Origin of the sequence: Pontibacter ruber, from assembly GCF_023630205.1 — a bacterium.
GTDB classification, from domain to species: domain Bacteria; phylum Bacteroidota; class Bacteroidia; order Cytophagales; family Hymenobacteraceae; genus Pontibacter; species Pontibacter ruber.
The window spans coordinates 818,995-833,600 of the sequence record NZ_JALPRR010000002.1 but is presented as its reverse complement, the minus strand read 5'-3'; the positions used below and the strand labels follow the sequence as shown (position 1 = coordinate 833,600).

General features: G+C 42.8%; 12 protein-coding genes. 5 read left to right on the top strand and 7 right to left on the bottom strand.

Translation table 11 applies throughout. The features are described 5' to 3' along the window. The 6 genes from MJ611_RS10380 to MJ611_RS10355 form a co-directional block, all read right to left on the bottom strand. Window positions 1-852, bottom strand: coding sequence for an ABC transporter permease (locus tag MJ611_RS10380; RefSeq protein WP_250429702.1), 852 nt, complete (start codon window positions 850-852; stop codon window positions 1-3). A 113-nt stretch (window positions 853-965) separates the two neighbouring features. After that, entirely contained in the window at window positions 966-2,078 is a 1,113-nt protein-coding gene (gene gmd, locus MJ611_RS10375; RefSeq protein WP_250429701.1) for a GDP-mannose 4,6-dehydratase, read from the bottom strand. A gap of 96 nt (window positions 2,079-2,174) precedes the next feature. Then, window positions 2,175-3,119, bottom strand: a complete 945-nt coding sequence (gene fcl / locus MJ611_RS10370; RefSeq protein ID WP_250429700.1) for a GDP-L-fucose synthase — start codon at window positions 3,117-3,119, stop codon at window positions 2,175-2,177. A 102-nt stretch (window positions 3,120-3,221) separates the two neighbouring features. After that, complete coding sequence (locus MJ611_RS20625) at window positions 3,222-5,414, bottom strand: polysaccharide biosynthesis tyrosine autokinase (protein WP_250429699.1); 2,193 nt, start codon at window positions 5,412-5,414, stop codon at window positions 3,222-3,224. A gap of 244 nt (window positions 5,415-5,658) precedes the next feature. Further along, the gene (locus MJ611_RS10360) at window positions 5,659-6,441 is read right to left on the bottom strand and encodes a polysaccharide biosynthesis/export family protein (protein WP_250429698.1); all 783 of its coding nucleotides are present in this window, start codon (window positions 6,439-6,441) and stop codon (window positions 5,659-5,661) included. A gap of 135 nt (window positions 6,442-6,576) precedes the next feature. Further along, window positions 6,577-7,413: a DUF481 domain-containing protein gene (locus tag MJ611_RS10355; protein ID WP_250429697.1), complete on the bottom strand. Its 837-nt coding sequence runs from the start codon at window positions 7,411-7,413 to the stop codon at window positions 6,577-6,579. A 213-nt stretch (window positions 7,414-7,626) separates the two neighbouring features. Between MJ611_RS10355 and MJ611_RS10350 the strand changes: the two genes are divergently transcribed. The 3 genes from MJ611_RS10350 to MJ611_RS10340 all read left to right on the top strand — a co-directional run bounded on the left by MJ611_RS10350 (window position 7,627) and on the right by MJ611_RS10340 (window position 11,050). Then, window positions 7,627-8,118, top strand: coding sequence for a hypothetical protein (locus tag MJ611_RS10350; protein ID WP_250429696.1), 492 nt, complete (start codon window positions 7,627-7,629; stop codon window positions 8,116-8,118). A 107-nt stretch (window positions 8,119-8,225) separates the two neighbouring features. Next, window positions 8,226-8,879 (top strand): HD domain-containing protein, encoded by a 654-nt coding sequence (locus MJ611_RS10345; RefSeq protein WP_250429695.1) that lies wholly within the window; start codon window positions 8,226-8,228, stop codon window positions 8,877-8,879. A gap of 176 nt (window positions 8,880-9,055) precedes the next feature. Continuing rightward, window positions 9,056-11,050, top strand: coding sequence for a cation:proton antiporter domain-containing protein (locus MJ611_RS10340; RefSeq protein ID WP_250429694.1), 1,995 nt, complete (start codon window positions 9,056-9,058; stop codon window positions 11,048-11,050). A gap of 27 nt (window positions 11,051-11,077) precedes the next feature. On the opposite strand, the gene MJ611_RS10335 is transcribed toward MJ611_RS10340, so the two are convergent. Next, window positions 11,078-11,686, bottom strand: a complete 609-nt coding sequence (locus tag MJ611_RS10335; protein WP_250429693.1) for a DUF4136 domain-containing protein — start codon at window positions 11,684-11,686, stop codon at window positions 11,078-11,080. 205 nt (window positions 11,687-11,891) lie between these two features. Between MJ611_RS10335 and MJ611_RS10330 the strand changes: the two genes are divergently transcribed. Next, on the top strand, window positions 11,892-12,722 hold the full coding sequence (locus MJ611_RS10330; protein WP_250429692.1) for a DUF1206 domain-containing protein: 831 nt from the start codon (window positions 11,892-11,894) through the stop codon (window positions 12,720-12,722). Window positions 12,723-13,148: 426 nt separating this feature from the next. Then, entirely contained in the window at window positions 13,149-14,507 is a 1,359-nt protein-coding gene (locus MJ611_RS10325; RefSeq protein WP_250429691.1) for a sigma-54-dependent transcriptional regulator, read from the top strand. Window positions 14,508-14,606 lie beyond the last annotated feature (99 nt).

Sequence of the window (14,606 nt, the reverse complement as noted above, 5' to 3'; positions counted from 1 at the left end):
TTAAACAGTATCCATAAAAGACTTTTCTACCTTATTGAAAATAAGTACACCTAAGGTAAAAACCAACATCGCAAATAAAGTAGAATACCCCAAATACATCCAGCTAAATGTGCCTTCTCCTAAAAAGGCATATCTGAATGTCTCAATTACACTTGACATAGGATTTGCTAAAATATAAACTTTATATTTTTCGGGAAGAGTAGATAAAGGGTATATTACAGGAGAAGCATACATTGCAAGTTGAACTCCGAATGTAATTAAAAATTTGAGATCCCGATACTTTGTGGTCATAGCAGAGATGAGCATACCGAAGCCTAATCCAAGTAAAGCCATTAATATTATTAGAAATGGTACTAATAATATTGTCAAATTTGGCTGAATATATGCCCCAGATAAAATGTAATAGCCTAGAAGCACTAAAAATAAGATAAACTGTACGCCAAACTTTAGCAAGTTTGAAACAACAATAGATAGAGGCATAATTAGCCTGGGAAAATAAACCTTACCAAAGATATTTGCATTTTGTATAAAGGTTGTGGAAGTTGCATTTAAACATTCGGCAAAATAATTCCATCCTACTATACCCGCCATATAAAACAATAAAGGAGGAACACCATCTGTGGAAATGCCTGCTATATTGCCAAACACTATCGTAAATGTGATAGTAGTAAACAGTGGCTGCAGGAAAAACCAGATTGGACCAAGGATAGTTTGCTTGTAAACCGCAACAAAATCGCGCCGCACAAACATTTGTAACAGGTCGCGGTAACGCCAAACTTCCTTAAGTTGTAAATCAAAGAGTCCAGAACTAGGTTTTATGACCAGTGTCCAGTCTTCTTCTTGTGTTTTCATCAGTTAAATGCTTTACAGGAACAAAAAAATTGCATTGCTTCTAAAACCTGAGCACAGGTATAAGAAGCAATGCAAATATACTTAAATTTAAGTTGTACTCTCTACTATAGCGTTTATTCGTGGTAATTAAGAATGCGATGCCCACCTTCCATCAGGTAAGTATCTCTTTTAAATAGCTCAATATCAGACTGCATCATGTCTTTAATCAAAGCTGCTAAATCATATTTTGGTTCCCACCCTAGTTTAGTTTTTGACTTTGTAGGATCACCAATTAGCAGATCTACTTCCGTAGGTCTGAAATAATTTGGATCAACACATACAATTTCCCGGCCTATTTCAACCTGGTATTCAGGATTTTTGCATGCTGCAATATATCCTCTTTCGTCAACGCCTTCGCCTTTGAATTCGATTTGGATTCCTACCTCAGCAAAAGACATTTTTACAAAATCACGAACTGTAGTCGTAACTCCTGTAGCGATTACAAAATCTTCAGGCTTATCTTGCTGAAGTATCAGCCACATGGCTTCTACATAATCTTTAGCATGGCCCCAATCTCGTTTAGCATCCAGGTTACCTAAATAAAGTTTTTCCTGCAGGCCTAATGCAATTCTGGAAGCCGCCCGGGTGATTTTACGGGTAACAAAAGTTTCACCACGTAATGGCGATTCATGATTAAACAAAATACCATTGCATGCATACATACCATACGCTTCACGATAATTGACAGTAATCCAATAACCATAAAGTTTAGCTACCGCGTAAGGAGAACGTGGGTAGAATGGAGTTGTTTCTGACTGCGGTACAGCTTGCACCAAACCGTAAAGTTCTGAGGTAGAGGCTTGATATACTCTGGTTTTCTCTGTTAAACCTAAAATCCTGATTGCCTCCAAAATACGAAGAGTGCCTATTCCATCTGCATTGGCTGTATATTCCGGTGTATCAAAACTTACCTTCACATGACTCATAGCAGCCAAGTTATAGATCTCATCTGGCTGTGTTTCCTGGATGATGCGGATCAGGTTAGTGGAGTCTGTTAAGTCGCCGTAGTGAAGTTTGAAATTGATATTCTTCTCGTGCGGGTCTTGGTAAAGATGATCAATACGGTCTGTGTTAAATAAAGAACTACGACGCTTTAATCCATGTACTTTATATCCTTTGCTAAGAAGTAGTTCAGCTAAATATGCTCCGTCCTGTCCGGTAACGCCAGTTATAAGGGCTGTTTTCATGTTATAGGTAATATTATGATATTTGATTATTAAAAAGGAGGGGGTAAAACTTCCAACTACCCCTAGCCCCTCCTTGTCTAAGGCGGGGAGTATAATTTATGATACTTGTTTTTTTACGTATTTCTCCTTAAAGTCTTGGTAAGCAAGTGTAATACCTTCACGTAATTCAATGTTATGTTTAAAGCCGAGGCTATGAAGTTTAGTTACATCCATCAATTTACGTGGCGTACCGTCTGGCTTTGAGGCATCAAACACGAGTTCTCCTTCAAAACCAACAACTTCTTTAATCAACAGAGCCAGTTCTTTGATGGTGATGTCTTCCCCTGTACCAATATTGACAAGTTCTCGTCCACTATAATTATGCATCAGATACACACAAGCTTCAGCGAGATCATCTGCAAATAGAAACTCACGTCGCGGGCTTCCTGTGCCCCATACGTTAACAGTAGAATATCCGTTGTCTTTTGCTTCATGAAATTTACGTATCAAGGCAGGTAGTACATGAGAATTATTTAAGTCGTAATTATCATTGTAACCATACAGGTTAGTAGGCATTACACTGATAAAGTCACAGCCATACTGGTCTCTGTAAGCCTCACATAATTTTATGCCAGCAATTTTGGCAATAGCATAAGGCTCGTTTGTTGGCTCCAGCAAACCTGTTAGCAAATACTCTTCTTTTAGTGGCTGAGCAGCTAATTTGGGGTAGATACAGGAAGAGCCTAAAAATAATAGTTTCTTAACTCCCGCTTGATAAGCTGCATGGATTACATTAGCTTCCATCATGAGATTATCATAGATAAACTCTGCCCTGTAGGTATTGTTAGCTAATATACCACCTACTTTAGCAGCAGCAAGAAATACATATTCAAGTTTTTGCTCCTCAAAAAAATCAAAAACAGCCTGCTGATTTCTAAGATCTAGTTCTGAAGATGTTTTGGTAATAATATTAGTGAACCCTGAACTCTGAAGATTCCTAAGAATAGCTGAGCCGACCATTCCTCTATGGCCGGCAATATAAACAGATGATGTTGTTTCCATCAAACAAGATTAATAATAAAAAGGGATTGCATGCACTAAGTAGTTATATATTGGAAACTACATACGGCTTTACTGCAGAGCAGTTGCTTCAACTTTACTGAATTACACAAACTTTTTCCACCATGCCTTTGTTTCCGTATCCTCTGCATAGTAACCATAACCATACCCGTAGCCGTAGCCATAACCATAATTTAACTTCTTGTAATCAACATCATTGAACAGTACAGCAATATTCTTTACTTTTCCTGTTTCATAATGATGCTGGATTGTATTTAGGAATGCCTTATGGCTATAGTTTTGCCTCACCATATATATGCTGGCATCAGCAATTTGCATTAGTTCTAATCCATCAGAAAGTATACCAACTGGCGGAGTATCGATCACTATATAATCAAACTGGTGTTTAAGTTCAGACACAAGTTCATTCATCCGTTGATTCAAAAGTAATTCTGAAGGATTGGGTGGAATATCGCCTGAAGGCAAAATGTACAGCCCTTCCTGGATAGAATGGTGAATAACATCATCCATAGTTGCGAACCCTGCCAAGTAGTTACTCAAGCCTACGCTACTACTAACACCATAATCAGTGTTATTGTTAGGCTTACGCATATCAGCATTGATCAGGATAGTTCGCTCACCTGAAATAGAGAGTATATAGGCAAGGTTTTTAGCTGAAAAGGTTTTGCCCTCACCGCTTATTGAAGAAGTAATAACGATGATTTTCCCTTCACTCTCTTGCCTGTTCAGCATGAAGCGGAGGTTTGATCTGACGGTTCGGAACGCTTCAGATAGAGCAGACCTCGGGCTTTGGTTAATAAGATTTACATTTTCTTTTTTATTGTGCCCCACCATACCTAACAAAGGAAGTGTGGTGTACTTTTCAATGTCTTCAATAGAGCTAACTTTCGTATTCAGAAAATCTTTCAAAAAAATAAGCCCTATTGGTATTGCTAAACCTAGTAAAAGTGCAGTGATATAATTTTTAGTACTTGTCGGAGCAATCATAGCCCCTCTTTCAGCCTCCTTTAAAATAGTCACATCAGAAGTATTAGCAGCTTTGGCAATGCCCGCCTCCGCACGCTTTTCCATCAGGAATACATAAAGGTTTTCGCTTAGATTATACAACCTCTGGATATTAATCAACTTCCGCTCTGCCGTTGGTAATTGCTGTAATTGGCCTGATGCCTGATTTATTCGCCTGTTAAGCTCATTCATCGCGATCATATTGGCATCTTCAATGGTGCGAAGGTTTTCCAAGATATTTATTCTTAAGTCCTTAAGCTGTTGGCTTTTAACCTTCAATTCATTTAGTATTATCGGATTAGATCGAATTTCAGCTTTACTTAATGCATCAACCTCATTCTGTAACTGTACAAGATTACCAACCAATTGATTTAAAATAGGATCCTGTATACCAAGTGTTGCAGGAACAGCTATATTCTCTTTCCCAGCTTCACTGTGCAAGTAGGATCTGAGGTATTTAAAATATTTATCATTTACCAATAAAATAGCTTTCTGACTTTCCAAATCTTGAATACCTAGAGCGATACTACCACCTTGATCACTGATGCTAAGCCTTGAATTTCCTTTTTTAAAAATCTCTAGTCTATTTTCAATAAAATAGAGAGAATCACTTATTTGCTGTAATTGGTCGTCAATAAAATTTAAAGTATTGGAGGCATTGGTATTTTTAATTAAAAGATTATTCTGACGATACGTTTGCATATGCGCATTCAGAAAATCAATGTCTTTTGCAGGCGTTGGGCCAGAAACCTTAAGCACAAGAGCAGAGGCGCCACCTGGCATGGGTGAAACATCTAATCTGGATGCATACTGCTTTGCTAACTGATCTAAATCATTGATTTTAAATAGCAATTCATTTGGAGTTTCTCCGCTATTTTCGCTTTTTAAATTAATTAGAAATTGAAAGCCATCAATTATATAGCTTTGGCCAGATTTAAATACTTTACCACTCAGTTTGTTCTTCCAGCCAGGATTGTCTGAAATTAATTGGTAGGTTTGATTTTCCTGAGGTAACACCTGAAATAAAACACCATAAGGCAATTTAGAAGATACTGTATCAATAGTAACAGAGAATGGTATTGCCGACTTATAAGCCTCTGTCAGCTTGACATTTCCCTGCTGATAATAAGATAAATTAAAATCAAGCTTCTTTAGTGTCTCTTTTACGAGCGCTTTTGTCTTCAAAAGGACTGACTCATTAGTTAGATCCCGTGTGCCCTGAAACACTTCTGCACCATAGAGCAGAGCAGCTGCAGATGCTCCCTGTTCCACAGGTTTAATAATCATGACAGAAGACCTCACCTCGTAAAGGGGAACAGTATATCTGTTTATCAGATAGGCTAACAGGAGAGCTATGAATACAGAGAATAAAATAAGGTACCTATGCTGTAGAATTTTTGACAGCAACTTGTTAATATCTAACCCGCTTTCCTGTGTTTGTAATCTATTTGCTTCCAATTTATATTGAGTAAATGCTTAAATTTCTTCGATTAAGGTCAGTAAAGTAAAAAATTAATCACTGTGTAAACCTCCAGATTAAAAGACTTAATGAACTAACTAATGAAAGCGTAAAGGTAACGTTTGTTAATAAGTTTTCTCTTATATTCTTTGCCGGAAGAGGGTCTACTACAATTACATCATTAGGCTGCAAAAAGAAATTATTTTTTGCGATCGTCTCATTCTCCAGTAAGCTGAAGGTATAAAGTTTTGCCTGACCAGCCTCGGACCGTATAAGTTTCACTTTACCTCTGTTTGCATAGGGTGCAAAGCCACCGGCATTAGCAAGCGCTTCCATCAAGTTAATGTTATCCTGGTAGGTGGTAAATTGGCCTTGATCCGAAACCTCTCCTAAAACGCTATAACGAAACGTGAGCAGCCTTAAGTTCACCGTTGGGTCTGAAAGGAAAGGACGTAGAGCCTCTGTTACTTTCGTACGCGCTTCCGGCATTGTTAAGCCTGCCAGAGTTATCTTGCCAACCACTGGCAATAGCATATTACCCTCCGCATCCAACGTATAACCGCTCAAAACCGGATCTTCTGTACCTGTTACTGCTGCAGGAGTACTTAAAAAGTTGTATTCTGTGGGAGTCGTACTTAACACCCTTAGCGATAAAACATCACCAGGTTTCAAAGTATAAACCGGCTGTTTCAGCGCAAATGTCTTCAGCAGTTCATCCGCTTTGCCCTGGTCTTCAACATCGGCTTTGTCCTGGAGCAGAATCAGTTTCTTTTGGGGTACACAGGAACCAAGCAGGGTGGCGCCAAGTAGTATCCATACAACAATAAGGGTGTTACGCATTTCAGGTGTTTTTTCTACACTTACTTTAAGTTTAGCTACTTCTAAAACAGTGGCCGAAACTATGATTCAAATGGTGAAATTATGAAAAATATTGCGGATGCACTGCTTTTACATTAAAAAAATAGTACATGATCTTTACAATCCAACCTGAATTCCATTAGTAATAGCGTAAATAAACCGGGTAATTGGTATAATTGGTCTATCCTCATAGGTGCAGCTGAAGTTTGTACGAAGAGAGACATGGTCGCTTAATTTTACATTTAATCCCACATCGCCACTTACCCGGTTACGGAAACGATCTATACTTTTGTCATAGCCTGTCTGGTAATAGGCTATGCTGTTTGTCTCTACCTGCTCTGTAAGTTTTGCTTTCAGGCTAAGGTAGTTAGTCGATTTTGGGAGGTCAGAAACGCGCTTTGCCCCCTCCTGCTCCGGATCGTTCCATCTCTCATGCTCGTGCATTAAACCTGTTCCGGCAAAAATGGTTGCCTTCTCTCGGCGTAAAAGAGCATAACGTAAACCACCTCCGGTTAGTACACGCCGTTCCAGTCCCCGCGCCAGGTCAGCCTGAAATTGGGTGAACAGTTCATAAGAAAGCTTCCGCTTACGATAAAAATTTACCCTGAGGTGGGAATAACCATTGCTGGCGATTGTATTACGTTGCTCCCTGTTGTCGTAATTAATGAGCAGGTAGTTGTAGTAATTAAGCAGCAGGTAACTATGCTTTGCGGTTATAAAGGCCACATCGCCTGTTAAGGTTAGCTGTAGAAAGTTGTTCGGGTTATTCTTACCAGCATTGCGGTTGAACATCGAAAAATTTAATCCACCCTTTCCTGTAAAATAGTTGATTGTATCATCCCGCTCTACCCTCGCCCGCTCTATATTCAGGATCTGGGCCTTTGCAGCTGGCGTAGCCAGAAATAGCTTAAACAGTAATATGATAAGTAAAGAATGATTAAATCTGAAAGGCATGATATTGATTTATAATAAAATTCTAAGGTTTAGGTTGTACAGACCCACTTAAGAGAAAGCAAATTTAGCAGCTACGTAAAACATAAATGCATTTAGAACGCTTATAGTATAAACACAAAGGTACACAACAGGGTAATTGCAAAAAGAGTAGGATTGATAGAAAGAGTTGCTGCTTATACCATCATCTTCCCAATTATTAAATCTATTACAGCTATGGCCAGGATTTCAGTAGAATTGATCGAGGCGTTGCGCCAGACAGCCTTGCGTTTAGCTAAAGGCGATACTTATCAGTGGGGGCATATGGGAAGCTGCAACTGCGGGCACCTGGCCCAAACCATCACGCAGCATAGCAAAGGTGAAATACACGGTGCAGCCATGTGGCGCTACGGTGACTGGCGAGAACAACTGCGCGATTACTGCCCTCAAAGCGGATTACCGCTCGACCAGATCATTGACCAGATGCTGGATTTTGGTTTTACCAGAGACGAACTGACACACCTGGAGCGCCTCTCCCATCCTCTTGTACTTGCCAGGCTGCCAATAGAGGAGCGTAACTTAAGACATAACATACGGGATGATGTAGTGTTATACCTGCAAACATGGGCAAATATGCTGCAAGATGAGTTTTTATCGAAGGTAAAGCTGGAACCACAAACGCTGATAGGCAAATCAATAGAAGATCTTTACAGCATCTCTGTTTATTAAAGTATTTCCCAAGGTTACTTTATACTTATCGATTTAGTAATTCCTGTATTTGCGGGTTATGCTAATAATATTCAGCTTTGTGGCTGTAAATGTATTCCGCACCTGCTATGAGTAAAGAAGAAATAATAGCCGTCACAGCCCAGCATGTACAAGGTTTATTAAGCGGCGAAGGCTCCGGCCACGACTGGTGGCATATTTACCGCGTCTGGAACAATGCTAAGCACATAGCCGCTACAGAGCAAGCTGACCTCTTCGTTGTAGAACTAACGGCACTGCTGCATGATATAGGTGATCATAAGTTTCATAATGGCGATGAGACCATAGGTCCCAAAATGGCGGAAGAGTGGCTAAACTCACTTCAAGTTGAAGAGCAAGTCATCAACCATATCTGCGCCATCATCAAAGACTTGTCTTTTAAAGGCGCGGGCACTTCTTCTGCCATGCCAACGATAGAAGGGCGTATTGTGCAGGACGCAGACCGGCTGGATGCTATCGGAGCGATTGGCATTGCCCGTACATTTGCCTACGGCGGACATAAAGGGCGCGAGCTTTATAACCCTGCGGTTGCCCCTGTGCTTCATGATTCTTTCGAAGCGTATAAGTCAAGTACAGCACCGACCATCAACCACTTTTATGAAAAACTGCTGCTCCTAAAAGACCGGCTGCACACGGATTCGGCAAAAGCCATTGCTCAGGAAAGGCATCAATACATGGAGCAATTCCTGGATCAGTTCTTTGCTGAATGGGAAGGGAAAAGATAAACCTTATATATAGCAGCACGATTGGGCTCAATTTATACTTAGACAAAGGGACGCCTCTCGCCGAAAAGAAGTATAACTCTATAGTGATAGAAGCTCATCCTATACCTTTGCTATAGAACTTCTGCAATTCAAACCACGAATACGGTAAAATAAGGCTGCACTTTCTTTTCGAGCGCATGGAGATACCTTTATTATATGATGTAGTAATCATTCTTGGGCTGGCAGTGATCGTTATCCTGCTTTTCCTGCGGTTCCGATTGCCTACCATACTTGGCTTTCTGGCCACAGGCGTTATTGCCGGACCACACGGTTTCAGTCTGGTAACAGATGTCCACAACATTGAGATACTGGCTGAGATCGGTGTCATACTTCTGCTCTTTATTATAGGTATGGAGTTCTCGCTGCGAAGCCTGTCCATGATCAAAAACACGGTACTGGTGGGTGGCGCAACACAGGTAGCAGCTACCATTCTTTTTGTCGGTGCCATACTGATGCTTTTCGGGTTCAGAGCAGGTGACGCCTTTTTCATGGGTTTTCTTTTCTCGCTGAGCAGTACGGCCATTGTACTCAAGCTTTTGCAGGACAAAGGGGAAATCAACAGCCCGCATGGCAGAATCGTGCTGGCCATACTTATTTTCCAGGACATCATCGTAGTGCCCATGATGCTGGTAACGCCGCTTATGGCAGGTGGTACTGAAAACCTTTTTACTTCTTTGCTGATGATGGTTCTGAAGGGGGCCTTTGTTATTGTTTTCGTTCTTATCAGCGCCCGCTACCTGGTACCGAGATTATTGTATGCGGTAGCCCGCACCAAAAGCAAAGAGCTTTTCATTTTATGCATTGTTGTGATCTGCTTTGCTGTGGCTTGGCTCACCTCCAGCCTTGGTTTATCGTTGGCGCTGGGTGCCTTTATGGCAGGTTTGATCATTTCAGAATCGGAATACAGCCACCAGGCGACCAGCAACATTCTGCCTTTCCGCGAGATTTTCACCAGCTTTTTCTTTGTCTCCATTGGCATGCTGCTCGATTTTAGCTTTATGGTGCAGCACCTGCCCATTGTTTTGCTCTTAACGGCTGCTACCTTCCTTTTAAAAGGCATTGTAGCTACTACTGCGGCAAAGGTACTTCAGTACCCGTTGCGTACGTCGCTGCTGGTTGGTTTTTCAATATTTCAGGTAGGTGAGTTTGCCTTTATCCTTTCCAAATCCGGCCTTTCCCATGGTTTACTAACAAACGAAGTATACCAGTACTTCCTGTCGGTATCACTGCTTACCATGGCAATAACCCCTTTTATTATAGACAATGCGCATAAGATAGCTTCAAGCATCAGTTTAAGGTTGGCACCGGACCAAAACCAACGACCTGTAGCCGAGGAAAAACAAACCCAACATGAGGAACTGCACGATCTGAGTGATCACATCGTGATCATCGGCTTTGGTATAAACGGTCATAACGTGGCAAAAGCAGCAAGGCACGCGAACATTCCGTATGTGATCGTTGAGCTGAATGCCGTTACAGTTAAAACAGAGCGTCAGAAAGGCGAGCCAATCTATTACGGCGACGCCGTACATGGCACTATACTATCGCATGTTAACATACATAAGGCACGCGTGGTGGTAATTGCCATTTCCGACCCGGAGGCCACCAAAATCATCATTTCCACCATTCGCCAGATTTCCGACAAAGTACACATCATCGTCCGGACCCGTTTTTTGCAGGAGATGGAGGAAAACTACAAACTTGGAGCAGACGAAGTAATACCGGAAGAGTTTGAAACATCCATCGAAATTTTCACACGGGTGCTTTCGCGGTACCTGATGCCACGCGATGAAATTGAAGAATTCACCAACAGCATCCGGGCAGATAACTACGACATGCTCCGCAGCATGGATGGAAGAAAAGGAGCCCTCAGGAACTTCGGCCTGGAACTACCGGATATCGAGATAGCCAGCTTGCGTATCTACACCAGCGACGATAGTATAACAGATATATCCTTACTTAAATCGGACATACGTAACCGATTCAACATCACGATAGTAGCCATCAAAAGAGAAGATCAGACCATATTAGATATAAATGCCAGGACGGAATTAAAGCAGGGCGATATTGTTTACGTGGTAGGTAAACCGCACGACGTCATGCGCTTTAACAATTTTATCCGCCCCGACTAGCATGCGGCCTTTCTCCTGCTATACTTGTTACTTGCTCAACGCATGGTGGCTCGGATACTTCTCCAGAATATCCTGCACGTAAGAAGATACTTTTTTATAGCCGGCGTTGAAATTGGTGAAGATCCCCTCTCTCCAGCCGCGCCATACCAGTTCGTTCGATTTAGGGTCTATCATGTCAATGATCAGGGTTCCCTGCTTAAACAGGTCCACCGGTCGGTAAGAGGCAAGTCCGCCATCGCCGTAGCGGTAACGGTAGCCGGCCATATGCGCATAACTATATCCAAACCCATCGGTATAAAGCTCTGGTCTGTCTTTTTCTGCCGGCACTGAAACGCTGATATCGTAAGCAAGCAGTACGTCCGGGTTCTCCGTTACTTTGCGCAGGCCTTTTCGTTCCAGGTCCTCCTCTACTGCCTGCCTGATGTACTTGTCTGTATTGGGATTGAAGCCTTTGTCAAATGCTTGCGGTGCCTGTGGTTTTTCCTGGTACCAGCCAAAGGTTTGATAGCTGCGCACGTTTGTTCCGGGTGCAGAAATGGCGTTGGATTTAAGAACTGCGGACGAGCTCACGCAGGACGAGAACAGCACACTTGTAAGTATAAATAAAAGGAAGTTAGGGTAAAACGCTTGTTTCATAGTTGCTAGAGTTACAAATACAATTTACTAGAGTAAGACTATGTGTTATCTACTCCCAAATGTAAAGTATAGTTATCTTACGATAAAGCAGTACTAAAAAATTATGCAATCGGATATTTTCAATTCAGCACAAGGATAAGCCTTAAGTATCAGAACCATCCTATATAATTCTGCGTGTATGGGAGAAAACTAGATCTTGAATATCATGGACATCTCATCGCACGTACCCGCACCGCCACCCAGATGGGTAGAAAATTTTGCCAGATTCGGGCTGGTAGCAAAAGGAATCGTTTACTGCCTGGTTGGCATACTGGCCTTTATGGCTGCTTTCGAACTGAGCGGCTCTTCAGAGCAGGAAGCCGGCAAAACAGGGGTTTTCCAGTTTATACTGGACCAGCCATTTGGCAGGGTGCTGCTGGGCATAGTAGCCCTGGGGTTACTTTGCTACAGCATCTGGCGTTTTATAGAGGCTGGTTACGACACAGAAGACAAAGGCTCGGGTGCAAAAGGCATCGGCCGGCGAATTGGCTATGCTTTCAGCGGGCTGGTATATGGCGCTCTTGCGGTACTGGCAGGCAAAATGGTACTAAGTAACGGCGGCGGCAGTGGCGGCGGCGATTCCCGCCAGACGCTGGCTTCAGAGCTGCTGCAGCAGCCGTTCGGGCAGTGGCTGGTAGGTATTGTTGCCATCAGCACCATGCTGGTAGGCCTTTATCAGATCTACAGAGGAGTATCAGACAAGTATAAAAAGCAGGTGCAGCATGCCGGTCTGAACCACGACATAGAAGGCATGATGATCCGGGCAGGTAAAATAGGGTATATTGCCCGTGGCATTGTATGGATCATCATCGGTTATTTGTTTCTGAAAGCAGCCCTAGCGTCTAATCCGCAGGAGGCAGGCGGAAGCAGCAGCGCCTTCAAATTTCTGGAAGATTCTTCCTATGGCTCTTTCCTGCTTGGGGCAGTTGCACTTGGCCTGATCTGCTACGGTGTGTTTATGTTTATGCGAGCCAAGTACCAGGCCATTAACACGTAAAAGTAAGTTATGCTTTTTTACTATAAAGCCTTCAGGCAAAAGTGATTACCCTCTTTAGTCTGAAGGCTTTATAATTTACATACTTGCCGCAGCTCCTGCTACCCCAAAATAGCATGTCAACTATACCTGCAAGTCTGCTTCATCTATACTTTTATACTTTGGAACGTGCTCTACAAAGGGCTTTTCGTGCCGGAAAAAGCATTGTTAAAAAGTAATGCCGCTATACCTGGCGAAGCTGGAATTCTGCCTGTATTACTCGTTTTAGGTGTTAATCATTTTCTTCAAGTATATTCTTATAACAGCAACCTAACGAGTTCATTATATCCCCTCAACTTCAGGGTTCCTCTGTTAGTTATATTTTTTTTCAAGTCAGCACAATATGTACTATCTTTGAAGAATCCGTACTGAGTCTACTTGAAAACATTCATGAATAACACCCCTTTTAAAATTTTTATACTTGATGATGATGTTTGGTACAGCGAATTACTGGAATATCATCTCTCGCTTAACCCTGACTACGAACTCAAGAAATTCCATTCGGCCAAAGACTGCCTCTCTTCCATGTACGAGCGCCCCAATGTGGTAACGCTTGATTATTCGCTTCCTGATAAAAGTGGCGCAGAAGTACTCCAGAAAATAAAGGAACAGAACCCTGATACGCAGGTAATCATTATCTCCGGTCAGGAAGATGTGGCAACTGCCGTCGACCTGCTCAAAAAAGGCGCTTACGATTACATTGTGAAAGACGAAGACACGCCTGAGCGCCTCTGGAACACGATCAACAAGGTAAGGGAGAATGTTTCGCTCCGGGAAGAGATCAAACAACTGAAGGAAGAGATCGGTCAGAAGTATGATTTCAGCAAAGTTATCATCGGCAACAGCGAACCGATCCGGCGCGTGTTCACGATGATGGACAAAGCTGCTAAAACCAACATCACCGTATCTATAACCGGCGAAACCGGAACCGGCAAAGAGCTCGTAGCCAAGGCCATACACTATAACGGTCCTCGAAAAAAACACCCCTACATCGCTGTAAACGTAGCTGCCATACCCAAAGAACTTATCGAGAGTGAGCTCTTCGGCCATGAGAAAGGTGCTTTTACAGGCGCAGTAGCCCGTCGCCTTGGGAAATTTGAAGAAGCCAACAAAGGCACCATTTTCCTGGATGAGATAGGCGAACTGGATATTACGCTGCAGGCCAAGCTCCTGCGCGTGTTGCAGGAGAAAGAGATCAGCCGTGTAGGCGGCAACTCTGTCGTGCCGGTTGATGTGCGCATCATCGTGGCCACGCATAAGAACCTGGCAGATGAGGTAAAGAAGGGCAACTTCCGGGAAGATTTATACTATCGCCTGCTCGGCCTGCCCATTAACCTGCCGCCGCTCCGAGACAGAGGAAGCGATATTCTGGTGCTTGCCAAGCACTTCATCGACAATTTTGCCAAAGAGAACGGCCTGGGGCGCAGAACACTCTCAGCCGGTGCCCAGGAAAAGCTGCTCTCCTACTCTTTCCCGGGCAATGTGCGCGAGCTACGGGCTTTGGTTGAGCTTGCCGTGGTACTTGCCGACGAAGACGTGATACAGGAATATGACCTGAACTTCAACGCAAACCATACCGAGAAAGACTTTCTTGCGCAGGAACGCTCGCTGAAAGAATATACCACCGAGATCATCCAGCGCTTTTTGAACAAGTACGACCACAACGTGCTGCTGGTGGCCGATAAACTGGACATCGGCAAGTCCACCATCTACCGCATGATCCAGAGCAAGGAGCTGTACATCAAATAAAACCTTTCCGCACCGCCGCTGCCACAACAGCGGCGGTACTGTTTTGTATCGGTTGGCCAATGCCCCGCTGCTTAGCTTTAGAAGATTAAACCAATTGTA